The organism is Bacillus pretiosus, from assembly GCF_052947655.1.
Genome location: NZ_CM129593.1, coordinates 1,274,353 through 1,299,110, shown reverse-complemented (window position 1 = coordinate 1,299,110; position 24,758 = coordinate 1,274,353). Strand labels below are relative to the sequence as shown.

General features: G+C 36.1%; 27 protein-coding genes and 1 riboswitch. Of the genes, 8 read left to right on the top strand and 19 right to left on the bottom strand.

What is annotated here, in order from left to right; all coding sequences use genetic code 11:
* Positions 1-55: 55 nt before the first annotated feature.
* The 8 genes from ACU8YW_RS06750 to ykzP form a co-directional block, all read right to left on the bottom strand.
* Positions 56-838, bottom strand: coding sequence for a DeoR/GlpR family DNA-binding transcription regulator (locus ACU8YW_RS06750; protein ID WP_000117659.1), 783 nt, complete (start codon positions 836-838; stop codon positions 56-58).
* A gap of 40 nt (positions 839-878) precedes the next feature.
* Positions 879-2,063: a saccharopine dehydrogenase family protein gene (locus ACU8YW_RS06745; protein WP_088608353.1), complete on the bottom strand. Its 1,185-nt coding sequence runs from the start codon at positions 2,061-2,063 to the stop codon at positions 879-881.
* On the bottom strand, positions 2,060-3,157 hold the full coding sequence (gene phnW / locus ACU8YW_RS06740; protein WP_046957075.1) for a 2-aminoethylphosphonate--pyruvate transaminase: 1,098 nt from the start codon (positions 3,155-3,157) through the stop codon (positions 2,060-2,062). The genes ACU8YW_RS06745 and phnW overlap by 4 nt, the downstream gene beginning before the upstream one ends.
* Before the next feature lie 15 nt (positions 3,158-3,172).
* The gene (gene phnX, locus ACU8YW_RS06735; protein WP_046957074.1) at positions 3,173-3,967 is read right to left on the bottom strand and encodes a phosphonoacetaldehyde hydrolase; all 795 of its coding nucleotides are present in this window, start codon (positions 3,965-3,967) and stop codon (positions 3,173-3,175) included.
* Positions 3,968-3,988: 21 nt separating this feature from the next.
* Positions 3,989-5,746 (bottom strand): putative 2-aminoethylphosphonate ABC transporter permease subunit, encoded by a 1,758-nt coding sequence (locus tag ACU8YW_RS06730; protein WP_142293430.1) that lies wholly within the window; start codon positions 5,744-5,746, stop codon positions 3,989-3,991.
* On the bottom strand, positions 5,747-6,748 hold the full coding sequence (locus ACU8YW_RS06725) for a putative 2-aminoethylphosphonate ABC transporter ATP-binding protein (protein WP_088608354.1): 1,002 nt from the start codon (positions 6,746-6,748) through the stop codon (positions 5,747-5,749).
* Positions 6,749-6,768: 20 nt separating this feature from the next.
* Positions 6,769-7,845, bottom strand: coding sequence for a putative 2-aminoethylphosphonate ABC transporter substrate-binding protein (locus ACU8YW_RS06720; RefSeq protein WP_000750887.1), 1,077 nt, complete (start codon positions 7,843-7,845; stop codon positions 6,769-6,771).
* A 228-nt stretch (positions 7,846-8,073) separates the two neighbouring features.
* Positions 8,074-8,226 (bottom strand): protein YkzP, encoded by a 153-nt coding sequence (gene ykzP / locus ACU8YW_RS06715; protein ID WP_000240799.1) that lies wholly within the window; start codon positions 8,224-8,226, stop codon positions 8,074-8,076.
* 146 nt (positions 8,227-8,372) lie between these two features.
* Here ykzP and ACU8YW_RS06710 point away from each other — a divergent pair, with 146 nt between their 5' ends.
* Complete coding sequence (locus tag ACU8YW_RS06710) at positions 8,373-8,708, top strand: DUF3905 domain-containing protein (protein ID WP_000725963.1); 336 nt, start codon at positions 8,373-8,375, stop codon at positions 8,706-8,708.
* Positions 8,709-8,746: 38 nt separating this feature from the next.
* On the opposite strand, the gene ACU8YW_RS06705 is transcribed toward ACU8YW_RS06710, so the two are convergent.
* The 5 genes from ACU8YW_RS06705 to phaR all read right to left on the bottom strand — a co-directional run bounded on the left by ACU8YW_RS06705 (position 8,747) and on the right by phaR (position 13,955).
* Positions 8,747-10,096 carry a TrkH family potassium uptake protein gene (locus tag ACU8YW_RS06705; RefSeq protein WP_001204694.1) on the bottom strand — a complete coding sequence of 450 codons (1,350 nt, stop codon included), beginning with the start codon at positions 10,094-10,096 and terminating at the stop codon, positions 8,747-8,749.
* Between the two features lie 23 nt (positions 10,097-10,119).
* Entirely contained in the window at positions 10,120-11,313 is a 1,194-nt protein-coding gene (locus ACU8YW_RS06700; RefSeq protein ID WP_046958233.1) for an NAD(P)/FAD-dependent oxidoreductase, read from the bottom strand.
* 94 nt (positions 11,314-11,407) lie between these two features.
* Positions 11,408-12,493, bottom strand: coding sequence for a class III poly(R)-hydroxyalkanoic acid synthase subunit PhaC (gene phaC, locus ACU8YW_RS06695; RefSeq protein WP_000206842.1), 1,086 nt, complete (start codon positions 12,491-12,493; stop codon positions 11,408-11,410).
* 82 nt (positions 12,494-12,575) lie between these two features.
* The gene (locus ACU8YW_RS06690; RefSeq protein ID WP_000250411.1) at positions 12,576-13,319 is read right to left on the bottom strand and encodes an acetoacetyl-CoA reductase; all 744 of its coding nucleotides are present in this window, start codon (positions 13,317-13,319) and stop codon (positions 12,576-12,578) included.
* A 153-nt stretch (positions 13,320-13,472) separates the two neighbouring features.
* A complete protein-coding gene (gene phaR, locus ACU8YW_RS06685) occupies positions 13,473-13,955 on the bottom strand; it encodes a polyhydroxyalkanoic acid synthase subunit PhaR (RefSeq protein ID WP_000566954.1) in 483 nt (160 codons plus the stop codon).
* 199 nt (positions 13,956-14,154) lie between these two features.
* Here phaR and phaQ point away from each other — a divergent pair, with 199 nt between their 5' ends.
* From phaQ to ACU8YW_RS06650, 7 genes are all read left to right on the top strand, one after another.
* Positions 14,155-14,607, top strand: a complete 453-nt coding sequence (gene phaQ / locus ACU8YW_RS06680; RefSeq protein ID WP_000903018.1) for a poly-beta-hydroxybutyrate-responsive repressor — start codon at positions 14,155-14,157, stop codon at positions 14,605-14,607.
* 42 nt (positions 14,608-14,649) lie between these two features.
* A complete protein-coding gene (gene phaP / locus ACU8YW_RS06675; protein ID WP_000448583.1) occupies positions 14,650-15,174 on the top strand; it encodes a polyhydroxyalkanoic acid inclusion protein PhaP in 525 nt (174 codons plus the stop codon).
* 101 nt (positions 15,175-15,275) lie between these two features.
* Complete coding sequence (locus ACU8YW_RS06670; protein ID WP_001067917.1) at positions 15,276-15,719, top strand: MaoC family dehydratase; 444 nt, start codon at positions 15,276-15,278, stop codon at positions 15,717-15,719.
* Positions 15,720-15,866: 147 nt separating this feature from the next.
* Complete coding sequence (locus ACU8YW_RS06665) at positions 15,867-16,052, top strand: alpha/beta-type small acid-soluble spore protein (protein ID WP_000241212.1); 186 nt, start codon at positions 15,867-15,869, stop codon at positions 16,050-16,052.
* A gap of 114 nt (positions 16,053-16,166) precedes the next feature.
* Positions 16,167-17,486, top strand: a complete 1,320-nt coding sequence (locus ACU8YW_RS06660; RefSeq protein ID WP_087984798.1) for a TrkH family potassium uptake protein — start codon at positions 16,167-16,169, stop codon at positions 17,484-17,486.
* A 38-nt stretch (positions 17,487-17,524) separates the two neighbouring features.
* Positions 17,525-17,690, top strand: a riboswitch (yybP-ykoY riboswitch).
* A gap of 90 nt (positions 17,691-17,780) precedes the next feature.
* Positions 17,781-18,575: a MeeY/MeeF family manganese export membrane protein gene (locus ACU8YW_RS06655; protein WP_000383317.1), complete on the top strand. Its 795-nt coding sequence runs from the start codon at positions 17,781-17,783 to the stop codon at positions 18,573-18,575.
* Positions 18,576-18,776: 201 nt separating this feature from the next.
* The gene (locus tag ACU8YW_RS06650; protein ID WP_097890401.1) at positions 18,777-19,628 is read left to right on the top strand and encodes a formate/nitrite transporter family protein; all 852 of its coding nucleotides are present in this window, start codon (positions 18,777-18,779) and stop codon (positions 19,626-19,628) included.
* A 27-nt stretch (positions 19,629-19,655) separates the two neighbouring features.
* Here ACU8YW_RS06650 and ACU8YW_RS06645 read toward each other — a convergent pair whose 3' ends face one another.
* From ACU8YW_RS06645 to ACU8YW_RS06620, 6 genes are all read right to left on the bottom strand, one after another.
* A complete protein-coding gene (locus ACU8YW_RS06645) occupies positions 19,656-19,967 on the bottom strand; it encodes a cyclic-phosphate processing receiver domain-containing protein (protein ID WP_048545036.1) in 312 nt (103 codons plus the stop codon).
* 14 nt (positions 19,968-19,981) lie between these two features.
* Positions 19,982-20,704 (bottom strand): prepilin peptidase, encoded by a 723-nt coding sequence (locus tag ACU8YW_RS06640; protein ID WP_000495730.1) that lies wholly within the window; start codon positions 20,702-20,704, stop codon positions 19,982-19,984.
* Between the two features lie 112 nt (positions 20,705-20,816).
* Positions 20,817-21,527: a LutC/YkgG family protein gene (locus ACU8YW_RS06635; RefSeq protein ID WP_000147203.1), complete on the bottom strand. Its 711-nt coding sequence runs from the start codon at positions 21,525-21,527 to the stop codon at positions 20,817-20,819.
* On the bottom strand, positions 21,527-22,948 hold the full coding sequence (locus tag ACU8YW_RS06630) for a LutB/LldF family L-lactate oxidation iron-sulfur protein (protein ID WP_000061936.1): 1,422 nt from the start codon (positions 22,946-22,948) through the stop codon (positions 21,527-21,529). The genes ACU8YW_RS06635 and ACU8YW_RS06630 overlap by 1 nt, the downstream gene beginning before the upstream one ends.
* A 16-nt stretch (positions 22,949-22,964) precedes the next feature.
* A complete protein-coding gene (gene lutA / locus ACU8YW_RS06625; protein ID WP_000869144.1) occupies positions 22,965-23,684 on the bottom strand; it encodes a lactate utilization iron-sulfur protein LutA in 720 nt (239 codons plus the stop codon).
* Positions 23,685-23,852: 168 nt separating this feature from the next.
* A complete protein-coding gene (locus tag ACU8YW_RS06620) occupies positions 23,853-24,542 on the bottom strand; it encodes a FadR/GntR family transcriptional regulator (protein ID WP_255256195.1) in 690 nt (229 codons plus the stop codon).
* Positions 24,543-24,758 lie beyond the last annotated feature (216 nt).

Below are 24,758 nucleotides of genomic sequence, written 5' to 3'. Positions count from 1 at the left end.
GCTATTTGCGGACAGTAAAACTCCCACCTCAAAAACAGGTGGGAGTTCAATTTATTTAGCAAATTGTCCATTGAATATTATGATTTTTGACTTCCTCTTCAAAACTATAGGGCATTTTCTTATCACAAATTACATGTTGAATACGTGAAAATGCTGCTATTCGGTAATTTCCTTTTACCCCTACTTTTGTATGATCACATAAAATATATGTTTTCTCCGCTAATTTCAGCATCGCTTCTGACAGTTTCGCCTTTTCTAATTCAAAACTAGAAACCCCAAAACCAGGTAACAATCCATCAATCGAAACGAATGCTTTATGAAAATGAAATTGCTGGATTACTTGCTGCGAAATAGAACCTGACACACGTGAATGCTTTGGAGATACTTTTCCACCAATAAATAAAACTTCACCGTGAAACATCTTTTTATTAATAGAAGAAATTAATTGTGTAGCTACTGGAAATGAACTTGTTACAATCGTTAAATTTTTACGATGAACAAGATATGGCACCATTTGAAGTGGTGTACTTCCATCATCAATCGCAATCACATCCCCATCTTCCACAAACGTTGCTGCTTTATACCCAATTCTCTTCTTCTCTTCTATATGCAGCATCTCTCGTTCTAACATTGGTGCCTCTATTCCAGCTCCCGGAAGTTGGACGGCTCCACCATACACTTTCTTCAACTTCTTTTCACGATCCAATTCTTCTAAATAACGACGAATCGTCTCTGTTGATACAGCAAACTCTCTCGCTAACTCTGAAACTTTTACTTTCCCTTTAAACTCTACCTTCTCAAGAATGGTTCGCTTTCTTTCTTCACCTACTACAGACATAGCTTCACCCCATTGATTTCTACCTCATACACTGCCTTACTTATACAAAGTTATAACTTTCTTTTTCAGTTAAAATTTCTTCATGAATATGAATACCACGCTTTTTTAGTTCATCAAAAATAATTTGTGGATTTACAAAAGCTTCCTCAGGTGTCACAACACCAACTTTATTTACATTCCCTTTTGCGATTAACTCTGTAGCAATCCCAAATGGAATACCGACGTTTCTCGTATAAGCTCTTAATTTTTCCCACCCTACAACAGAACCATCAGATAACGGGTGTGTATGATATAATATGTGCCTTTGTTTCTCATTATTTTTCATACCTATTACTTCTACATGAAGTGCATAACCGTAAATTTCTGTTTCTTTCCCTTCTTTCGATTGCAATAAATACTTCGAAATACAATCCATAATACCAATTTCTTTCCCATTTATGTCAACCAGATCATTACGCAATATACCATAATCATATAAAGCACGTACGAGCTGCATATTTTGCTTTGGCCAAGTTCCTCTCGTCTCTATCAGTTTGACGCCTTTATTTTCTAGTGCTTTTGCTAACGTAATCGTTTCAGAATGCGGTATTATATACTGCGTTGCCTTACCATAAGGCGCCGGTAATTCAATTTCTCTTGGACGCGCAAACGGAGGTACTTGCTTAAACTCACCATCTTCATATACTGTACGCGATGGTAAATGTGGATCATATTCATATGTCGTTGTTTCTGTAATTGATGCAGAAAAAGCAATTGGACGGTACGAGCCATGACTTACACGTACTGACTCTACAGTATCTAGCTGATTTGCTGCATGCATTGCCATCATTTGCGTTACACCTGGCGTCATACCAAAACCGGGTAAACACGTTTTTTCATTTTGAGCAAATATAGAATGAGATTCATTTTCTTCACCAAATCCATTCAAATTCACACCGTGACAACCCGCTTCTGCAATACATCGAGTAGACAATCCATTTAACTTAATTGTCGTACCGTCCATTACAATGTCATAACCTTTCATTTTTGCAACCGTATCCTCGTGATTCGTTACATCTACTTTCACAAAATCAACACGAGGATCATTGAGCCATTCTACTACTTTCAGGCCCTCTTCTTCATTAAAATCAGCTACTGTAATCGCCTCAAAAGATGAAAATTGCACTAAATCTAAAATTGCTTCACGACAAATTTTACCTGCTCCCCCTAAGCAAAATACTTTCAACCTATAACAACTCCTTTAGCAATACTATCAACTAAGCGATGGATATCTGCCTCATGTACATCACCGATATTTCCAATGCGGAATGTATCTACTTTTGAAATTTTACCTGGATAAATAACAAACCCATCGCACTTTAATTCATTATATAACTGCCCAAAATCAAACCCCTCTTCTGGATAAATGAAGGATGTAATAATAGGCGATTGATATTTTTCATCTACTAGTGGCTTAAATCCGATTTCTCTCATTCTATTCACTAATATTTTTTGATTGTTATAATATCGATTGTAACGCGCTTCTACTCCGCCCTCTTTTTCTAATTCAAGTAGTGCTTGATAAAAAGCGTGTACAACATGTGTAGGTGACGTAAAACGCCATTTCCCATTTTGATTTTCCATCGTTTCCCACTGATCAAATAAATCTAATGATAATGAACGTGCCTGCCCTTTACATTTCACCAATTCATCGCGCTTTGCAATAACAAAGCCGAATCCAGGAACCCCTTGAATACATTTATTCGCACTACTAATTAGAAAGTCAATTTGCAACTCAGCGATATTTATTTCAATACCACCAAAACTACTCATTGCATCAACTAGTGTTACTTTTCCGTATTGCTTCCCTAATTTACATACATCTACAATTGGATTGATAATACCTGTTGTTGTTTCACAATGAACAACTGCAATATGTGTAATCTCTTTATCTTGTTGCAATATCTTTTCTACCTCTGCAATATTAGTAGGCTCCCACTCTTCTGTTTGACTGACCACGACATCTATATGTAACAGCTCTGCCATTTGTACAATTCGCTTACCGTACGCACCATTTGTACATACGAGCAGCTTTCCATTTTTAGGAACGACAGATCCAATCACTGCTTCAACTGAAAACGTACCGCTTCCTTGCATGAGAACAGTTGTATATGTCTCTTCTTCCTTCGTTGCTAACGATACAAGCTTAGCTCTTACCTCTTGTACCATTTTGTTATATTCAGCATCCCACGTACACCAATCGTATAACATAACTTCTTTTACTGTTTTGGTTGTTGTTAATGGTCCAGGCGTTAATAATAAATAGTGATTTTCAGTCATGATCCTATTCCCCTTTTATGAAATAATAAGTTCTTGTTTCTCGATATGTTCCATTACGTTTTCGAGTTCCTGCATCGTTTCTATCGTAAAGTGCGCCCCATTTTCAACGAAACGATTGCGAACTACTTCTATTTTTTCACGAAGTTCTACCGGATCCATATTCTCCACTTCCTCTTCAGTTAAGCCGAGTTCGCTACTGCCGAGAATTACACCCACTGTCCACATACCAGCATTTCTTCCCTCTTTCATATCTGATACCGTGTCTCCAACTTTTATCATATGATTCATTGGATATACACCAAGCTCCATCGCATTTTTATAGCACATCCACGGATACGGACGACCTGCTGGAACATCATCTGGTGTTACAAGAAAATCAGGTTTATACCCTTGTAGTGCTGCTTCTTTTGCTACAATGTCCATCATTTCTCTCGTATAACCAGTCGTTGAACCAATTTTAATTCCTCTTTCACGTAAAGAAGCAATCACTTCTTTTACTCCATTAATCGGCGACGCATAGCGCGGTAAAATAGTGAAGAGAATCTTTTCGAATTCTTCATACATCTCCTGAATGTCTGCTTCTGTTGGTAATTGTCCGAAAATACGATTCCACTCACTCGCAATACGAGGCATCTCTGTTAATGCCCTAACATGATCAATTTTCAATAATCCCATTGGCTTACGGGCTTCTTCTGCAGTAATTGCAACACCGCGTTTATGGAAAATCTCCATAAATACTTCCAGTGGTGCAAAACATCCGTAATCAACTGTTGTACCTGCCCAATCAAAAATAACTGCTTCTACTTTCATCTAATCCATCACCCTTCTTATTTATCTTTTTTGCCATTGTGACGTTCGGTTACGAAGTGCTTTCGTTCCCCATTCATATACAACTCTCACTACAATATTTGTAACAACAATAAGTACACTCATTGCAGCTGCTGGTGCTACATTTCCTGCATCATCCATATTTACAATTGATACGGCAGCTAGTTTAAAATCAGCTGCATACAGGAATACAACTGCTGAGACAGTTACCATTGAATTTACGAAGTAGTACATTACCATTTCTAAAATGGCCGGTAAACACATCGGTACCGTAACTCGAAAGAATGTTTTATAAAACGGTATCCCCATCGACTGTGAAACAAGTTCAAACTCTCGGTCCAATTTCTTTAAAGCTGTCGTTGCCGTAACAAATGTTACAGAATAAAAATGAATGATATTGACTAGTACTAGCACAGCAATTGTTCCGTATAGAGAATGGAACGGGTTCGTTACGGAAAGTCCAAAGATTTGTATTGTTGGTTGACTAAAGAAGAAGACGTAGCCTAACCCAAGTACTAAACCTGGTATCGCTAAAGGAACGATAGAGAAAAAGTAACCTGCTTTTCGGAAAAATTGTAGCTGATCTATTTTCTCAATCGCATAAGCGAACATAAATGTTAAAACCGCTCCAATAACTGCAGTAATTGCTGAAACAATTACGCTATTTTTAAATGCTTCAAGTCCATCTCCTGTTAAACTGGAAAAATTGAAATGCTCAAATGTAAAGCTCATATTATATGGCCATACTTTCACACTTGCAGCAATACCAACTGCCACAAATAATAGAATGATCATAAGCGTTACTACGCTACAATATACGAATGAAATAACATCTCGTTTCTTATTATTTATTATTCTGTAAGGTACTGATTTGGAAGATAAGAGATTCGCCTGCTTTCTTTGCGTAATGCGATCAACTGCAAAGGCAAATATAGCTGGGATTAATAAAATCATTCCGACTGTTGCACCCATCGGCATATTTTGCTGCCCAATTACTTGCTTATATACGTCAGTAGCAAGTACATTATATTGCCCACCAACAATTTTTGGTGCCCCAAAATCAGTGAAACTAAGTGTAAACACAACGAACATCGCACTAATTAATCCGTACTTTACACTAGGTAAAGTAACAGTGAAAAATTGCTTTGTTTTACTCGCTCCTAACATATTAGAAGCTTCATATAAACGATAATCAGAGCCTTGAAAAGCAATTAATAATATAAGAAATGCTTGCGGAAATGTATACATGACTTCAGCCATTACAATTCCTACTGGTCCATATAAAGGGATTTGTATCCCTTCAAACAAACCAAACATTCCTTTCGTTACTAACCCTTGATTACCAAATAAATATGTAAATGCGATACCATGCATCATCGTTGGTGCGAATAATGGTAACAACGCAATATATTGAAATACACGCTTTCCAAACACATTCGTACGAGCGATCGCATAGGCGTAAGCGAAAGCGAGTGTTACTGCAATAATTGTTGTCGCGCCCGAAATCCATATCGTATTTTGTAATGATTGAACTAGCGTTGGTGTTGTGAAATATTTACTGAAATTCGCAACACCAATGAAAGCTCCATCTTTATCATAAAAAGCTTGTGTAAACAATTGTAATAGAGGTAATACAAGCATGATCAAAAACGCGAGAAGCATACCAATAATTAATAGTCTTTGTATCCACTCTTCTTTACCGATACGTCTCTTAATCTTTTTTTTCGTACTTTCTACCTTGAAATCTTCTAACATCTCCATCTATACAATGACCTTCTTTCCATATGACAACATATGATTTTCTAAGAAAGAGATTTGAATCGGCTTTCCTTTTCTAATTGCGGTTGCTTCTACTTCTGATGCCAATATATCCACTACAATTTTCTCGTTATAAAGATGTGTTTTTTCTTCTACGACCCGCACTTCCGTCCGATATACAGATCCGCGAAATTCCATGCTTTCCACAACCGTTTTAATACCATCCTTTTGTACAACTGTTACATGCTCAGGACGAATTGCATGTTCTTCATTGTTTTTCGAAAAGAAATTAATAGAACCAATAAAATCTGCCACAAATGGATTGGCTGGTCTTTGATAAATCTCCTCTGGTGTGCCAATCTGCATAATTTCCGCATGATTCATTACAACAATTTTATCGGCCATCGTTAATGCCTCTTCTTGATCATGCGTAACCATAATAGTTGTTACTCCTACTTTTTCTTGCAAATCACGCATTTCTCTACGTAACTTTTCACGCACTTTTGCATCTAAAGCAGATAATGGCTCATCGAGTAACAAAATATCCGGAGACAGAGCGAGCGCACGTGCAAGTGCTACTCGCTGCTGTTGTCCACCAGACATTTGAGCAGGATATTTATCTTTTACATTCAGCAAATCTACAAGTTCTAACGCCTCTAGCGCTTTCTCTTTTACTTCTGCTTTTCCATATTTTTTTGTCTTTAAGCCATATTCAATGTTTTCAAGTGCTGTTAAATTCGGAAATAATGCATACGATTGAAACACCATTCCGAAATTCCTCTTTCCAGGAGGTAATGCTGTAATATCTTTTCCATCCACAGCGATACTACCTGTTGTTGCCTCTTCTAGCCCTGCTAAAATTCGAAGCAATGTTGTTTTCCCACAACCACTTGGGCCTAATAAACATACAAACTCATTTTTTTTCACAGTAAAAGAAATATCTTTTAACGCTGTAAATGCATCAAACTGTTTTTGAATGTGTTGAATTGATAAATATTCGCTCATTTTTTCTCTCTCCCACTCACTTACTTTTTCGGTTCTGCTTTTTGGCCAAACTCTTTTTCCCATTTTTCTAAAATTTTGTCACGATTTTCTGCTGCCCATTTAAAGTCATTCTTTTTGTATAACTTTTCTGTCACATCTTTAGGGAATCCATCTGGAAGTTTATAATCATTTTTAATTGTCGCGAATCCATTTTTCTCGAAGTATAACTTCATTACATCATCAGTAATTGCCCAATCTAAAAATGCTTGCGCTAATTTTTCATTTTTTGCATTATCTTTTTTAATAAGTGCGTTCGCTTCTACTTCCCAACCTAATCCTTCTTTCGGCAATACAACTTCAACTGGTGCACCTTTTTGTTTCTCTTTCAAAGCACTATAAACCATTGATACGCCAACTGGATATTCACCTGCGCCTGCTAATTTCGCTGGTTTTGAACCTGAATGAGTATAAGTTGCCATATTATCATGAAGTTTCTTCATGTAATCCCAGCCTTTATCTTCACCCATAATTTGTAACCATGCAGAAACTGTTAAAAATCCTGTTCCAGAAGAAGCTGGATGTGGCATAACAAGCGTTCCTTTATATTCTGGTTTCGTTAAGTCTTCGTATGATTCTGGCATCGGTAAATTCTTCTTCTTTAATTCTTCTTTATTTATAGCAATCCCCGTCATAAATGCCGTATTACCTACCCATTTTTCTGGTTGCTTATCATCTTTAAATTGCGGAAGAACACGATCCGCTCCTTTTGGAGAGTATCCTTTTAACATATCTTTTTTATCTAAAGCTAATAGACTAGACGCTGCTGTTCCCCATACAACATCTGCTTGTGTATTTTTTCCTTCAGCTAGCAATTTCGCTGTAATAACTCCAGTTGAATCACGAACAATATTCAGTTTCACATCTGGATATTTCTTTTTAAAAGAATCAAGATAAATTGGTACAAGTTCTTCTTCAATCGCTGTGTAAACAGTTAATGATCCAGATAATTTATCATCCTTTACTTTTGCCCCAGCACTTTCTTCTTTCTTTGCACCACACCCCATTAATAACGAAAATACCATTCCAGTTGCTACAGCTTTAAAGATTGTTTTTTTCACTGTCTCTCTCTCCTTTTATAAATCTTATGTACAACTCTAATATAAACAACTAGTGTAAAAGCAGTATTAAACCAACATTAATCTTTTGTTTGTTGTTTGTTTTTGTGTAATACGTTGCTACTTCTATGTTTTTTCGCATTTTTCTGCTAATAATGAACACTAAATTTACAAATAATTAAAAAAACCTTTATAATCCCACAAAAAAATGAGGCGTTTGTAAAAAACGCCTCATTTTTGTTTACCTTTTTTTGAATTACGATTTGCATACTTCGCGCTATTTTCTCCTTCATACTCTAATGCAAATTCTGCATCTGGTAAGCTTTCTTTCGGAGTTTTATTATTGTTGATTGCCGCATTTTGTTTCACTTTTCTTTTTACCAATACATTCACCTGCTCTCAAGAATTCACTTTCTACTCTAGTTTGAAACAACATTAAATAATTATTACTGGCAAGTGTTAACAAGTACATAAGGCCGCTAGATGGAAATACTACCTATGAAAAGAACATTAGAAAAGGGGCGATTATTTTGAAGAAGAAAGATAAAATCCAGTCACCAATTTTAGATGAAACGCTCCCGCATCAAATGAATTTCCCATCTTTTAAAGGAACAGGAAAGAAGATGCAACAACCTTTCATAAATCAATATGACGTCGTAATCGGAGACAGTAAATATGATTCCGAGAATAGTCCACTTCACAATTGGACTGATGAAGTAGACCCTGCCATTATGGCTGGAGAAGAATGGATTCATCCTACAAATGATATTGGGTGGATTTCAGAAGAAAATCAAGAGTTGCTAAAAAAAGAAGTGGATAATAAAAATGAGGCTTTTATGCATCCGCAATTTGGCATTAACGACTAAAAAACCATTCTACCTCACATAGGTAGAATGGTTTCATACTATCCAATAATAATTCTCTCTTTCGGGTATTTATAGCGAGGTGGCTGTTCTCTTCCCCCACTAGCCAGTATAAATGTTAAAATACCGACACGCCCAATAAACATAAGTACAATGAGTACAAGTTTACCAACAGTTGTTAAATCTGGCGTAATACCTGTCGATAGCCCTGTCGTTCCGAAAGCAGAACACACTTCAACAATTAAACTCATAAGCGGTACATTTTCCGTAATAGATAAAATAAAGAGTGCTGTGGCACATAATAAAATCCCCATCGTCATAACGACAGATGCTTTTAGCACGTCTTCTTCATGTAACTGACGTTTGAAGACTCTAACCGTTCTTCCACCTCTTGCAAAAGTGTATAACGATAATATACTAACAGCAAATGTTGTTGTACGTATTCCGCCCCCAACCGAACTTGGAGATGCCCCTATAAACATTAATATACTCATAAATAAAAGCGTCGGTTGTGACAATTCACGTATATCCATTGTAGCAAGTCCACCGCTTCGCGTCGTCACAGATTGGAATAATGTATAGAAAACTGTTTCATGCCATGACTTTCCTGCTAAAAATTGATTTCGTTCTAGTAAAAAAATCATAATGGTTCCAACGATAACGAGGGCAAAAAATGTTGTTGTCGTCAATTTTGTAAATAACGAAAAGCGGAATAGTTGCTGTCGCCTTTTACTAAAGAATTGCTTTATTTCCATTAACACCGGGAAGCCAATCGCTCCTAAAATAATAAGTAACATATGAATCATTTGCACAATATAATCTTTTTTGTACGGAATTAATGATTGTCCAGTTAAATCAAATCCGCCGTTCGTGGTTGCACTAACAGCGGCAAAGAAACCGTGAAAATAAGCTTCTTGCCAAGTTGGAAAATAAAGTAGAAATCTTGTACCTAATAGTATCGCTCCGATAAGTTCTATCGAAATAATTACAATTAAAATAGAACGCATCAATTCTACAAGGCCTGATAAATTCCCTTGATTATGGTCTGCCATAATGAGTCTTCTTCTCTGCAAACCGATCTTTTTCCCCGTTATAATCCAAACAAACGTACCAAGTGCCATAATTCCTAAGCCGCCTAATTGTAAAATAAGGGCTAACATAATAATTCCTGCCGTAGTAAATGTATCTGAAATTGTAACAACAGACAGTCCCGTAACACTTACCGCACTAACAGATGTAAAGAGGGCATCGATAAATGTCCATTTCACACCAGACTTCGTAACAAACGGGAAACTAAGCAATATCACCGATACAACTACTGCTAATAAATAAAATAAAACAATGAGTTGTACAGGACGTAATTTTTGTAAAAACTTTTTTATATCTCTCATTCCATCACTTCGCTACCTTTTTTCTATCGATTAAATAAAGAAAAATCTTCACTTTCTTTATTTGTAAATAACTGCTCAAATAATTTGGCAAATACCATTCCATACACAGTTCCATTACCTCCATATGGCAATGCGTAAAATAAATTATGTATCTCTTTGTCTTCTTTTAAAATAGGGAGACCATCATGACTACCGCCAAATGCTGCCGCCCAATAGTACTCTGCCTGTATATTCTTATACTGCGGGAACATCTCTTTTACAATGTTAATAAGGATATCACGCTTATGCAATAATTTCGTATCACCAATTGTTTGAATTTGCATCGCTTCATCTAATCCGCCTACAATAATACGGTTTTGATACGTTCGAAAATATAAGTAAGGCCGTGCTGTTTCCCAAATTAATGATTGTTCATGCCAGCCTTCAAATGAATCTACCTTATTTGTCACCACTGCATATGATGTTTCCACTGTTGTATTTTTTTCTTTCTTTCCGAAAAGTGCTTCATAACCTGTCGCCATAATAATATTCTTTGCTACAATTTGATTTCCTGTTTTCGTGTAACAAATTAAATCATTTTGGCGTTTTTTTATATGTATGGCCTCTGTATGCTCAAGTATAGTAGCTCCCATTTGATTTGCTTTATGCAAAAGGCTATGCGCTAATAAATACGGATTCACTTCGGCATCACCATGCGTATATAACGCTGCTTGTTTTATAAATGAATACTTCTTCTTCATATGTGAATCGGTAAAATATTCAACCGGGAATCCATAATGGCGTAACGTATTATATTCTTCTTGTAAAAACGATACATCCTCATTTCTACTTGCATAATACAAACTACTTCGCGGAATAAACTGGGGATCAATATCGAGAGTCGGTACAACTTGCTCCATTGTTCGTAGCGCTTCGTAACAAAGCTTATATGCTCGTACCCCCTTTTTTTCACCAAATGTATGGATAAGTGAGGTTAGCGATTTATCATGAAGAAATTGTAGTAAACCTGTATTAGCAGCTGTGCTACCACATGCGATTGCTCGTTTTTCAATGAGCGTAACACGCATTCCAATTTTCGCTAACGAATACGCTATATGAGCACCTGCTTCTCCGCTTCCGACTACAAGCACATCACATATCATATCATTTTCTAATGATGGATAACAAGGTATAGAAACTCCTGTATTCCAAAACAACTTACCAGTCATAAGTTTCATAATTATACTCCTAAAATATAAATTTCTCCTTTCTATCTTTTGTTATTTCCCATAAAAAAATCCAACTAACATACGCTAGTTGGACTTTTTATTTTTAATTAGAACGCTCCTCCAGCCAATTTCCAACCGTCGGATATGTTTGTTTTACCGCTGTTCCACCGTAAACGATCGACATATGTCCCGTTGGTAAACATACATATTGTTTATCTGTGCTAGAAATATGGTCTAGCAAAGCTTCTACTTGGCATGGCAGGGCGATATGATCACGTTTCGCAGAAATATTTAAGACATTCGCCTTAATATTTGCAAGGTCTACCTTTTGTCCGCGAATAACGAGTTCACCTTTCACTAATTTATTATTTTGATAAAAATCCCGAATCCATTGTCTATACGATTCACCTGGGAATGGAATACCGTCACCAACCCACTTTTGAACTAATTTCCAGCTTTCGACGAAGCGCTCATTTTCTGAACGATCAAGTAAAGCGACATATGGACCTACAAAGTTTGTAATTGGTTTTAACATCTTATTTCCGAAATCAATCATTTCTGGCGGAATATTTCCGAATGTATCAACCGCTTTATCTAAATTGAAGTATTTCTCATCTAATAAAGGACCGTATAATCCTGTTTCAGAGAAATCAAAAGGACTTGTCATAAAGATTAAGTTGCGAATTGGCATGTGTGGATGAAGTGCTGCATAAATAGAAGTTAGCGTTCCACCCATGCAATAACCAAGTAAAGAAATCTCGTCCGATTTCGCAGTTCTCATTACTTTCTTCACTGCTTTTGCAATATAATCAAACACGAAATCATCAAATTTCAAATGACTATCTTCTAAACCAAATGTGCCCCAATCAAGCATATACACATCAAAACCACGATCTACTAAATATTCCACTAAACTATTTCCTGGAGTTAAATCCATAATATACGGTTTATTAATAAGCGCGTATATTAATAGGATTGGAACTCTCTGTGTTTTTTCTTGTTTTGGAATGTAACGATACAGCTTCGTTTTATTCTTCGTCCAAATAACTTCTTTTGGTGTTAAACCAACTTGTGGTTCTGGTTCGCGTAATAAAACTTCGCTCGCTCTTTTCACACGGCGATATGCTTTACGATATTCTTCTGGGTACAACTCCAATTGCTTTTCCCATTCCGTTACGAATGTAGTCATTTTTCTATCTCCTTTTCGGTCGATTTATTTCTAAAAAAAGAAGTGCATTCCTGCTATGGATATGCACTTTTTTCTCGATTCATTACATGTATAATCCACCGTTAATGTTTAATTGCTGACCTGTGATATATGCACCGTCACGGCATAGGTATACTACACCTTTTGCAATTTCATCAGCTTGACCAAAACGTTTTTTCGGGATTTTCGCAACGATTTTTTGACGTACTTCTTCTGGTACTTCTGCTACCATTTCAGTATCAATAAATCCTGGGCAAATTGCGTTTACAGTTACATTTGTTTTTGCAAGCTCTAATGCTAATGATTTTGTAAATCCTAACATACCTGCTTTTGCTGCAGAGTAGTTTGTTTGTCCAAATCCACCAGCTTGGCCAATAATAGAAGAAATACTAATGATTCTTCCTTCTTCTGCTTCCGATATGTATGGAAGTACCGCGCTTGTTGTATTAAATACACTGCTCAAGTTCACGTCAATTACGCGCTCCCAATCTTCACGATTTAATTTTTTGAATGTACGATCTCTTGTAATACCAGCATTATTAACAAGAATATCAACTTTACCAAAATGATTCACAGCTTCTTCTACAAGTCTGTTTGCATCTTCTACTTTCGAAACATCCGCTTGAACTGCATAAACGTCATGTCCTTCTTTTCCTAATTCATTTACTAAGTTTTCAGCTGCTTCTTTACTGCTGTTATAGTTAATAACTACTTTTGCTCCCTCTTGTGCTAATGCTACTGTAATTGCTTTTCCAATTCCTTTTGCCCCACCTGTTACGATTGCTACTTTGCCATTTAATTGAACCATTTCTTTTCCCCCTTAAATGAATTTGTGAACGATTGTTATGAATCATTTTGGTACTCATATTAATAGAGTCCATATATTAATTATGTTTCGTTGTTTATACATGAAAAAGAGATTCTCCCTTTCCCTTTTACACGTTATAAACAAACGCTATTATCATTTTTTATTTTCCGGCTTATTCGCAGGTTTTACTTCTTCTTTTGCAGGTACTTGTAGTTTCGCTAGTACTGCATTTTGCTTTTCTAGTAACTCTAAAATTTGATCAACTTTCGTTTCTAGCGTGCGAATATCTTGTTTTACTTTCGTAACATCACGCTTTAATGTAGGAGCTTGTCCTAATGAATCCACTTTCTCTTCTAGAATTTCCTCAATGTTATCAACTTTATTTTCTAAATTGATAACAAGCGTAGCTACTCTAGCGATATCCTCTCTCGTCGGCACATTCACCTGTTCTAAATAATTTTTTGTCGTATCATTTAATGCTTTTTGATAAAACAAATTCAAATCTAGAACGCTGCCCATCCAAGCAGAATATTCTTCTGTTTTAATTGTTTCATTGAGCGCTTTTCCCCAAAATGTTTCGGTTTGTTCATAAGCATTTTTCCATGCTTGCAATGGATCGAATTTTTGATCAATCACTTCGCCTACACTCCCTTTTTCGTTTTTGAAACAATTCAACCTATTCACTATTTTCTAATATTCTGAATAAAACTTCAAGTCTATATTTTATTTTTCTTTATTTTCCGATAAATGTGTTGACATTAAAAACAGATAGGTGTAAATTGCACTTATAAGCAAAAAAATTCCATCTAACTGATTCATGAGGTGATGCACAATCATGCTACATAATGAACCAGAACACCCAGAAAGTTTGGAAAAAAACCAAGCGAAACAACCAAACTCCATGCCCAAAAACTTCTTAGTTCCTTTCTTACTTCTCTGTCTAAAAGACTGGAGTCTTCATGGTTACAAACTCATTCAAATGCTAATGGACATCGGCTTTTCTTCTGTTGACCAAGGTAATGTGTATAGAACATTGCGCAAGTTAGAAAAAGAAAATCTCATTTCTTCCACTTGGGATACAAGTGAAGGCGGGCCAGCGAAACGAATTTATTCTTTAACAGAATATGGAGAGCAATATTTAACAACATGTGCAACTTCTTTTGAACATTATCAAAATATGTTGCGGACGTTTTTTACGTTATACACCAATGCGTTCTTTCCATTTTCTACTTCTCCAGAAAAGGATGAAAAGGATTCTTCATCTTCACCTGGTGGTACAGCAGAGTAATCTGCGTTCACAATATGCAAAAAAACATTTGGAGGTCAAACAATGGAAACTAAACCATACGAATTAGTCGATGCATTTTGGAAAAACTGGTCTCAATCTCTTTCCCTCTTCTCTTCAGCTGGGAAACAATTAGAGCAACTTACTTTAGAAACTTTAAAACAACAACAAGACGCTTTGCATAAATTAACATCAGGGGTAGATGAACTAGAAAAAGAACTACAACAATTCACTGCTCAGTTCAATAACCAATATACAGATTACGTGAAGCAATTAACTGGAAACTCCTTAAATGATCAAATTAACGAGTGGCAAGGGAAATGGAATGAACTTTCTAATCAAATGCACCAACTGACTGTTTCTCCTACGAAAACATCTTTGTCTATTCTTACTCAAACTAGCGGTCAATTTGAAGAAACAACAAAACAATTTATTGAACAACAACAATTACAACGTGAAGAGGTTCAAAAACAGTTAGAAGTTTTTTTGGGAGAGTTCAAGTCCAAACAACTAGAACTCGCAAAGCAGTTCGAGGAAAACTCAAAAAATTTATTTACTTCCATCAAGTAAGAAAAATGTGGGAGCTAACTGCAGCACAAACAAAACTCTTTCTTCCTCCTACTACATCAAGATGGCTAGCATTTTTCGATATGGAAAAGAAGGAGGCCAAAATGAATCCATTTCAAGAAGCACAAACTGTTCCGGAGCTTCGTTATGATGAGATTCAAGTCGGTGATCAAGCATCCCTTACAAAAACTATTACGGATGAGGACGTTATTAATTTTGCAAAATTAACTGGAGATGTGAATCCTATTCATATTTTAGATTCTTTTGCAAAAACAACAATGTTTAAAGAACGTATTGCTCATGGCATGCTCGTTTCCAGTTTCATTTCGACGATTCTTGGAACGAAACTCCCTGGCAAAAACACGATTTATTTATCTCAAAACGTTTCATTCCGTGCTCCTGTCAAAATCGGTGATACACTTCGCGTTGTGGCAGAAGTCATTAAAAAACGAGACGATAAAAAAATCATTACGTTGCAAACAAACATATATAATCAATCCGGTGATATTGTCGTGGAAGGTACAGCGACAATACTGAAAAAAGAGTAGCAAATTTGCTACTCTTTTTTCTATCCAATAACTTCTAATCACACCGATTACTTCCGCGTATGAGTACGTCGTTTCCACATAAAATAACGTTACCAGTTTAGATAAGTATTTAGCTGAATTGGACTACTCATAAGGATGTGTATCAACATGGTAAAAACAAACAAATTACTAGTTCCAGGTGCAGAACAAGCGCTTGAACAATTTAAATATGAAATCGCACAAGAATTCGGTGTTAGCTTAGGTTCTAATACAGCATCTCGTTCTAACGGTTCAGTTGGCGGTGAAGTAACGAAACGACTAGTCGCTTTAGCTCAACAACAATTACGTGGATAATACAATAACCTATGGCTTAGAGGCAGATATTCTCTGCCTCTTTCTATTTTTAACATACATAATCGTGCTTTTTCACATACTAGTAAGAGCAAACTGAAAGGAACGATATGTGACATGAAACGGATTAATATTAGCATGAGTCCTCCCCGTGTTCTTACTTTGTCTTTTATTATGTTATCAGTTATCGGTACATGCTTATTAAAACTACCAATTGCTACAACAACTTCTATTTCATGGATCGACGCTTTATTTACAACAGTTTCTGCTTGTACTGTTACTGGGCTTGGTGTTGTAGACACCGGAAAAGTATTTACTTTGTTTGGACAGTGTGTCATTTTAACGCTTATACAAGTAGGGGGACTTGGCATTATGAGCTTTGCCGTTTTAATTGCGATTATGCTCGGCAGAAAAATTGGTCTTCAAAACCGAATTTTACTGCAACAAGCGTTAAACCAAACGAACATTGGTGGTGTCATTCGTCTTGCCAAAGCATTATTTTTATTCTCTTTTACAGTCGAATGTATCGCTACTTTGATTCTTTCTTTTGAATGGGTACCAAAATACGGGATTGCTAAAGGGATCTATTATAGTTTTTTTCATTCAATCTCTGCTTTTAACAATGCTGGTTTTTCTGTGTGGAGCGATAATTTAATGTCCCATTCTCATAGCATTCTTGTCAATCTCGTTATTTCCTCCCTCATTATTTTAGGTGGGATTGGTTTTACAGTAATCGTAGATATAAAAAGAAAGAAAAATTTTAAAAACCTTACATTACACTCAAAACTTATGCTCTCTTCTACTCTAATCGTCAATATTATTGCGACTGTTTTTATTTTTATATTCGAGTTCCACAATTCCCTTTCTATGAGAGGATTTACCCCATTTGAAGAAGGAATGGCCGCTTATTTCCAGGCGGTTTCAACTCGTACTGCCGGGTTTAATACAGTTGATATTTCTGCATTATCAAAGCCCTCCCTACTATTAATGATGCTCCTTATGTTTATTGGCGCTGGTAGTGCTTCAACCGGTGGTGGAATTAAGTTAACAACATTTTTAATCATGTTTTTTGGGGTATTTAAATTTTTACAAGAACAAGATGATATTGTCGTTTTTAAAAAATCTATTAAAGATACTCTCATTGTCAAAGCATTGACCATCACTATTATTTCCATTTCATTTATCTTTTTTGCTATTTTAATTTTAAGTATTACTGAGCGAGTTCCTCTATTGATGAGTGCTTTCGAAGTATTTTCTGCATTTGGGACTGTCGGTCTCAGTATGAATTTCACACCACACTTAACTATGATCGGAAAAGCTATTATCATCTTTATGATGTTTTTTGGGAAAATGGGACCTTTAACATTGGCTTTTTCATTTGCACGTAAAAAGAACCGAAAAATAAAATATCCGAATGAAGATATTTTAACAGGTTGACAACCGTATACATTATCCATATAATGAGAGTACAATAGCATATCTCCAAAGGGGAGTAGCGTCCAAGAATATTTCTTGGAAACAAAGTCGTCATTACGTAGAACTTAGTTCTTCCGGCTTTGTTGGCATTTTCATTACATATGTCTAGCAAGACCTTTGCCTATTAACGGCAGAGGTCTTTTTTGTATTAATTTCCAAATTCTTCCAAAGTTAATAGGCAGGAGTATGGGGAAACTAAATAGTGGGGAAATTCTTCACTTATTTAGTACTTATAGAAATGAGAGGAGAATGTACATGGATGTATCATTATTATTGGAGTATGGTTGGGTATTACTCATCCTAATTGCACTAGAGGGGATTTTAGCGGCTGATAACGCTCTCGTTCTTGCAATTATGGTAAAACATTTACCAGAAGAAAAACGAAAGAAAGCATTATTTTACGGATTAGCGGGGGCATTTGTTTTCCGATTCGGATCGTTATTTATGATCTCGTTCTTAGTCGACGTATGGCAAGTGCAAGCAATCGGTGCCATTTACCTTATGTTTATAGCTGGTAATCACTTATTTAAAACGTATGTTAAAAAGAATACGGATGAAGAAACAGAAGAAAAAGAAGCAAAGAAAAAACAAGAGAACTTTTGGTGGACTGTATTTAAAGTTGAGGTTGCTGATATCGCCTTCGCAGTTGATTCAATTTTAGCTGCAGTTGCGTTAGCAATGACTTTACCAAAAACAGGATTAGGTACAATTGGTAGTCTTGATACTGGGCAATTCGTTGTTATCTTTGTAGGTGGACTTATCGGGTTAATCATCATGAGATTTGCAGCAACTGCTTTCGTACAAATCTTAAAACGTAAACCAGGACTTGAAACTGCAGCATTCTTAATTGTAGGTTGGGTTGGTGTGAAACTAGCAGTTTATACATTAGCGCACCCTGCATTAAATGTAATTCCGCATTCATTCCCAGAATCTACACTATGGAAGCTTACATTCTGGATTGTATTAGTGGGAATCGCAGTTGGCGGTTGGTTCTTCTCGAAAGAAGTAGAAGTAAAAGTAGAAAAGAATTTAGACGAAAAAGCGCTGTAATTACAGCGCTTTTTCTTTTTCCCTTCCCCTCTCAATGTCCAGAAAAAATTCTATTATACTACCATTTGTAAGCGTTTTCTCGATATATGTATGTCCTTTTTGTGAAACATTGCACAAACTTATTGAAACTAAGAACAATTCCATGTACTTTATTCATATAAGGAGTATTTATAGATGATGTACTAAAGGAGCGTATTACTCATGCTAGAGCAAGGAATAGATTATGTTGTCAAACTGGCTAAGAGCAAAAAACAAATGCTAGATACAAACCCGATGCAATATTTCATTCGTGCCGCACTTGCGGGTATTTATATCGGTTTTATTATTGTACTATGTTTTAAATTAGGTAACTTTTTTCACATTGCAGATTCACCGGCAACTTATTTAGCTGCTTCTATGTTTTTCGGAATTGCCCTCGTACTTATTATATATGGCGGTGCTGAATTGTTTACTGGAAACACAATGTACTTTACTGTAGCAACTTTAAGAAAAGAAACAACGATTTCTGATACACTTCGTAACTGGGTCGCTTGTTATGCAGGGAATTTAGCTGGAGCTTTATTCTTTGCCTTACTATTTTATGCAACTGGAATTTTCGAAGCAATTGATCACGGCCATTTCATGAATAAAGTAGTAGAAGGAAAAATGAATACACCTACAATGCAATTATTCTTTAAAGCAATTTTATGTAACTGGCTTGTATGTCTTGCGTGTTTCTTACCTTCTCAAGTTAAAGGTGATACAGCAAAAATTATGATGATGATGCTACTCGTTTTCACATTCTTCTTATCTGGTTACGAGCATAGCATTGCAAACTTATCACTGTTTGCTCTATCTTTAGTTTCACCGCATCCGGAGACAATTTCTTTTGCAGGTGCTATTCATAACTTAATTCCAGTTACAATCGGTAACATTATTGGCGGGTCCGTCTTTGTCGGCATGGTATACCATTACTTAACAAAGAAAGCACCTGACGTGAAACAAGAAGAAACTGAATTAGTAGCGGCTCAACAAGAAGAAATCATTCCGTTACAAGCACATATGAAACATTAAAAACTCCAAAGTAAAACTTTGGAGTTTTTAGCTCCCCACATATTTAACAACAAGGTGCGGATTAATTTCGCCTTCTTCCTTTCCCTTATTAATTCTCTGTTTCATCTTGTGCATACCGATGACATCATTCGTATGAAGGTGAATTTCATTTACATATAAACCCTCTTTACAAAAAGCCTCTACAAAATCTAATCCATTTCTTTTCCCCCATCCCATATTAAAATCAAGGGAAAGAATATTCACATCATAATCCCGAACCATTTGCAAGGCACATTCTACTGTAGTGGCGGGCACATACCCGTACGGACAACTTCTTTGATCATCCATATATACATTCATGTTCTATCCTCTCTCTATTTTGTATACGTGAACAACATGTAACATATTGCCCCAAGGCTAATAAAAGGACCGAACGGAATTTGGCTCCTCATTTTCATACGTTTTAATACTATACCAACTCCAAAGAAACAAAGACTAAAGCAAGATGCTAAAAATAAGATCATAAAAATCCCTTTCAGTCCCACTATAAATCCAAGTAACGAAAGTAATTTTATATCTCCTCCACCAAGCCCTTCTGGATATATCTTTTGCATGCAATATAACAAAATGAATATAACGCCACTACCAACTATACTATCTGTCCAAGTCACTAACGGCACAAAAACACATTCTAAAATAAGTAAACAGGCAAACCAAGCTAAAATACGATTGGGGATTAACATATATATGTAATCTGTAACTGAAATAATAAGAAGTAGAGAAAAAAGCGATAAAATGATGATAAGCTCCCGTTCCACCCCAATCATATATACAGTAAGAAGAAATATCATTCCTGTTACAAGTTCAAATACTACGTACAAAATTGAAATTTTCCTCTTACAATTCGTACAACGTCCTCTTTGTATACAAAAAGAAATGATTGGAATCAATTCTTTTGGCTTTAGCACATACTTACAATAATGACAATGTGAACGCGGGGTAATGATAGACTCACCAAGTGGTACTCTCATCGCAATTAACATAAAAAAAGAACCAAACACCATCCCCACTAACAATGCATATAAATAAGTGAACATCCCTTCCTCTCCTTTCCAGAAGAACATAGCAAAAAAAGGAGAGAAATTCTACTTCATATTATTTCTATTCTATTAAAAAAGCAGGCCATTTTCTGGCCTGCTTTCCCCTCTTTTATACGATGAAATATACTGCTTTTAATGGTCCGTGTACTCCGACAACAAGATTCATTTCAATATCTGCCGAGTTACTAGGTCCTGTAATAAAGTTAATACAAGATGCTACTGCCTCGCCATTTTCTACACGTGTGTTCATATCCTGAACTGCTTGTGTAATACGAGGCACAAGTGTTTCACGTGGAATAATAGCAAAGTATACAGTCGGTAAAAAGTGTAAAGAACGACCTTGGCCTTTATGACTTTGTACAACAATCGTACCAGATTCAGCTAAAGTATAATCACTAAATGCGATTCCAATATTCGCTCTTTCTGCGATACGCATATTCTCTTCTTTTTTCTCAGGATCCCATACATTCACTTCAACATTTTGCTTTGGAAGCTCTTCTTTAAATAAAGAAGTCAATCCATAAGAATCAAAACGTTCGTCTGCCGATAACATAATAGGTCCCCCGCCGTTTTCCACGATTACTTTTTGAATATCTTCACGTAAACGGTCGTTTGTCGTTTCTACTACAGTTGTATGAATGTTTGTACATTGATTTTTAAATACTTCTAACAATTCTTCTTTTGAATAATCTTTTAGCGTTTCTACATTCACATTACTTTTCCATGCTGGACGCTTTACGCCTTCCGTTTTCCGCTCACGTCCAAGTTCTTTTGCAATATTATCTAGAAAGGACTCACGGTTTTGAATTAATCCTGTCATTATTTGTCCCCGCCTTTCTTATGATCTTTATACCAATCACGGAATCGTTCTTTACTTGGAGCCGGGAATTCACGAATATCTGTCCAGTTTTTAAGTGGCCCAACACCTTTTGATACACGGTTGCCCGATGTAAATGGACTCATTGCTGCTGGCGCCATTTTTGATCCCATTTTATATAAAGCTGCTGAAGATGCACCCATACTAAACATTTTCATTGCTAATTTTTCTGCAAGTGGTGCACGTCCTTCTTGCTCAACAATTACTTGACGATGTTTTAATAATAAATCATGCAATGGTATTTTTACTGGACAAGCTTCTGTACACGCTCCGCATAAACTAGAGGCATATGGAAGCTCTTTGTAATCATCGTATCCACCTAAAAGTGGTGTTAATACCGCACCGATTGGTCCTGAGTATATAGAACCATACGAATGTCCACCAACGTGACGATATACAGGACATACGTTAACACAAGCAGCACAACGAATACATTGCAATACTGAGCGGAATTCAGACCCAAGAATTTGAGAGCGGCCATTATCAACAACAACTAAGTGGAATTCTTCTGGTCCATCTACTTCCTCTTCTTGGATTGGTCCCGCTACAGTTACATAACTTGTTAATTTTTGCCCTACTGCACTACGACATAGTAAACCAACTAAAACATCTAATTCTTCCATTGTCGGAACCATACGTTCCATACCCATTACTGCAATTTGAGTTTTCGGAATCGACATAACAAGATCGGCATTACCTTCGTTCGTTACTAAACAAAGAGAGCCAGTATTTGCAACTGCAAAGTTACAACCTGTCACACCAATTTCTGCATCCATAAATTTCTCACGAAGTTGTTTACGAACAAACTTTGTCATTTCATATGGATCATCAGAATTTTCATAGCCAAGCTTTTCTTTAAATACATCACGAATTTGCGTTCTGTTTTTATGAAGTGCGGGCGCAATAATATGTGAAGGTGGATCGTTATCTACTTGCAAGATATACTCTCCTAAGTCACTTTCTAACACTTCACAACCAATCTCTTCAAGGGCATGATTCATACTAATTTCTTCAGTTACCATTGATTTTGATTTTACAACTTTCTTCGCTTGTTTCTTTTTTGCAACGTCTTGAATATACTTTGCTGCTTCCTCTTTCGTTTTCGCAAAGTACACATGTCCGCCTCTTTTTGATACATTTTCACTTAACTGCATTAAGTAATAATCAAGATTTTCTAACGTATGTTGGCGAATTTGTTCACCTAGTTCACGCCACTCTTCCCAATTTCCTAATTCTTCCGCTGCTTTTAAGCGATTCGTATATAAGCGCGTTTGCGCAGAAGATACTGCTCCGCGCATAAAAGAATCTTGAATTCCATCGCCAACGCGATCATTAAATTTTTTCTCACTGATTTTCATAGACATAGCTTATGTTCCCCCTTCATGAGCGACTATTTAGTACCTCAGCAATATGCATTACTTTTATTTCTTTTCCTAAACGCTCAATACGTCCGCCAATGTTTAACAAACACCCACAATCTGCACCGATTAAATAATCAGCACCTGTTTCCATTGCACTATCTACCTTCTCATCTACCATTTGCTCAGAAATTGGAGTCATCTTCACTGAAAACGTTCCCCCAAACCCACAACAATTTTGTTCGTTTGGCAGTTCTCTCACAGTTAATCCTTTTACATTTGATAATAAAATTCCTGGTGCCTCTTTTACTCCAAGCAGGCGTGTCATATGACAAGATTTATGAATAGTAGCTATCCCTGGTAAGCTTGCACCAACATCTGTCACTTTTAAAACATCTACAATAAATTGTGTAAATTCATATGTTTTATCAGCAACCTTTTGTGCACGTTTAGCCCACTTCGGATCATCTTTAAAAACATGCGGATACTCATGAAACATTGTCGCACAAGAACCAGATGGTGTAACGATATATTCTGCATCTTCGAAAGTTTCAATCATATGTTTCATCGCTTCTTTTGCTGCTTCTACATGGCCGCTATTATAAGCAGGCTGACCACAACAAACTTGTGCTTCTGGAAATTCAATTTCACAACCTAAACGCTCCAACACTTCAACTGTTGCTTTGCCGACGTTTGTTTCAAACATATCGACTAAACAAGTAACAAATAAAGTAACTTTCATAATTATTACTCCCCCTTTTTACAACTCCACCAATAAACGTATGGTCATCAGATGACTAAGGAAAGAAGAAGTAGGCTCAACCATGGCCTATCCTCTCCCTCTTCTAAAGAAAACGCTTACTTAATCTTTCTCTATTTTATCAAAAAATTTGATTTTTAAAAGATTAAATTACGAATTTATATCGTTTTTACCTGTGACAATATGTTCTACATTTGTTAAATGATCTAGCATTGCTTGCTGCGCTAATTCTACATCTTGCTTTAACACTGCATCATATATAACTTGATGCTCTTCTATAAGTCGTTCTGATGTTGTTTGTTCACCATATAAAATAATGCGTCTTGATTCACCAATCGTTTCAGCAATCATCTCTGAAACATGATTCATGAGTTCAAGCAAAATGTTGTTATGCGAAGACTCCGCAATTCCCATATGGAACTGAAAATCTGCTTTTTCGCCAGCCTTTTCATCTCCAATGCTCTTTACCATTTCATCTAACCAATGCTTCATATTTTGCAAATTATCTTCCGTACGTTTTGCCGCAGCTGCTCGAACTGCCCCCACTTCAAGCACCTTTCGTACTTCTAATAAGTTTAAAATATCTTCTTTCTTCATTAATAATTTATTGTTTAATGATTTTGTTAATGAAGAAGAATCGAAATTCTTCACATATGTACCTTCTCCTTGTTTCATCTCAATTAAGCCCATTGCTCTTAGCGCACTTAGCGCTTCACGAACAGCAGATCTACCCACTTGAAACTGCTCAGCTAATTGATGTACAGGAAGTAGTTTGTCACCAGGTTTTAACGTACCATTTTTAATCATTGTTAAAATAGCTTCAGATACTTCTTCGTAAATCTTTTTCGGTTTAATAGATTTGTACTCCAGTTAAATCACCTCAGTATCTTCCAAACAACAATTGAAACGATTTATAAGAACTTTGCATCATAACTATTTTAGAACGAATTGGTAAGAAGTACAAATGTTTTGTTCATAAAATCGTCAAATTTTTAATATTTATTTGATATTAATTTATATTTATTCCTCTATTCATTGCACTCATGAAGAAAAGCA

Excerpts from the sequence above, each read along its gene's own strand:
- ACU8YW_RS06725 (WP_088608354.1), bottom strand. The coding sequence starts at position 6,748 with ATGAGCGAATATTTATCAATTCAACACATTCAAAAACAGTTTGATGCA.
- ACU8YW_RS06655 (WP_000383317.1), top strand. The coding sequence starts at position 17,781 with ATGGATGTATCATTATTATTGGAGTATGGTTGGGTATTACTCATCCTA.
- ACU8YW_RS06705 (WP_001204694.1), bottom strand. The coding sequence starts at position 10,096 with ATGAGAGATATAAAAAAGTTTTTACAAAAATTACGTCCTGTACAACTC.
- ACU8YW_RS06645 (WP_048545036.1), bottom strand. The coding sequence starts at position 19,967 with ATGAATGTATATATGGATGATCAAAGAAGTTGTCCGTACGGGTATGTG.
- ACU8YW_RS06730 (WP_142293430.1), bottom strand. The coding sequence starts at position 5,746 with ATGGAGATGTTAGAAGATTTCAAGGTAGAAAGTACGAAAAAAAAGATT.
- ACU8YW_RS06640 (WP_000495730.1), bottom strand. The coding sequence starts at position 20,704 with ATGTTCACTTATTTATATGCATTGTTAGTGGGGATGGTGTTTGGTTCT.
- ACU8YW_RS06635 (WP_000147203.1), bottom strand. The coding sequence starts at position 21,527 with ATGACAGGATTAATTCAAAACCGTGAGTCCTTTCTAGATAATATTGCA.
- ACU8YW_RS06660 (WP_087984798.1), top strand. The coding sequence starts at position 16,167 with ATGAAACGGATTAATATTAGCATGAGTCCTCCCCGTGTTCTTACTTTG.
- ACU8YW_RS06665 (WP_000241212.1), top strand. The coding sequence starts at position 15,867 with ATGGTAAAAACAAACAAATTACTAGTTCCAGGTGCAGAACAAGCGCTT.
- phaP (WP_000448583.1), top strand. The coding sequence starts at position 14,650 with ATGGAAACTAAACCATACGAATTAGTCGATGCATTTTGGAAAAACTGG.
- ACU8YW_RS06630 (WP_000061936.1), bottom strand. The coding sequence starts at position 22,948 with ATGTCTATGAAAATCAGTGAGAAAAAATTTAATGATCGCGTTGGCGAT.
- ACU8YW_RS06670 (WP_001067917.1), top strand. The coding sequence starts at position 15,276 with ATGAATCCATTTCAAGAAGCACAAACTGTTCCGGAGCTTCGTTATGAT.
- lutA (WP_000869144.1), bottom strand. The coding sequence starts at position 23,684 with ATGAAAGTTACTTTATTTGTTACTTGTTTAGTCGATATGTTTGAAACA.
- ACU8YW_RS06650 (WP_097890401.1), top strand. The coding sequence starts at position 18,777 with ATGCTAGAGCAAGGAATAGATTATGTTGTCAAACTGGCTAAGAGCAAA.
- phaQ (WP_000903018.1), top strand. The coding sequence starts at position 14,155 with ATGCTACATAATGAACCAGAACACCCAGAAAGTTTGGAAAAAAACCAA.
- ACU8YW_RS06700 (WP_046958233.1), bottom strand. The coding sequence starts at position 11,313 with ATGAAACTTATGACTGGTAAGTTGTTTTGGAATACAGGAGTTTCTATA.
- phnW (WP_046957075.1), bottom strand. The coding sequence starts at position 3,157 with ATGACTGAAAATCACTATTTATTATTAACGCCTGGACCATTAACAACA.
- phaC (WP_000206842.1), bottom strand. The coding sequence starts at position 12,493 with ATGACTACATTCGTAACGGAATGGGAAAAGCAATTGGAGTTGTACCCA.
- ACU8YW_RS06690 (WP_000250411.1), bottom strand. The coding sequence starts at position 13,319 with ATGGTTCAATTAAATGGCAAAGTAGCAATCGTAACAGGTGGGGCAAAA.
- phnX (WP_046957074.1), bottom strand. The coding sequence starts at position 3,967 with ATGAAAGTAGAAGCAGTTATTTTTGATTGGGCAGGTACAACAGTTGAT.
- ACU8YW_RS06750 (WP_000117659.1), bottom strand. The coding sequence starts at position 838 with ATGTCTGTAGTAGGTGAAGAAAGAAAGCGAACCATTCTTGAGAAGGTA.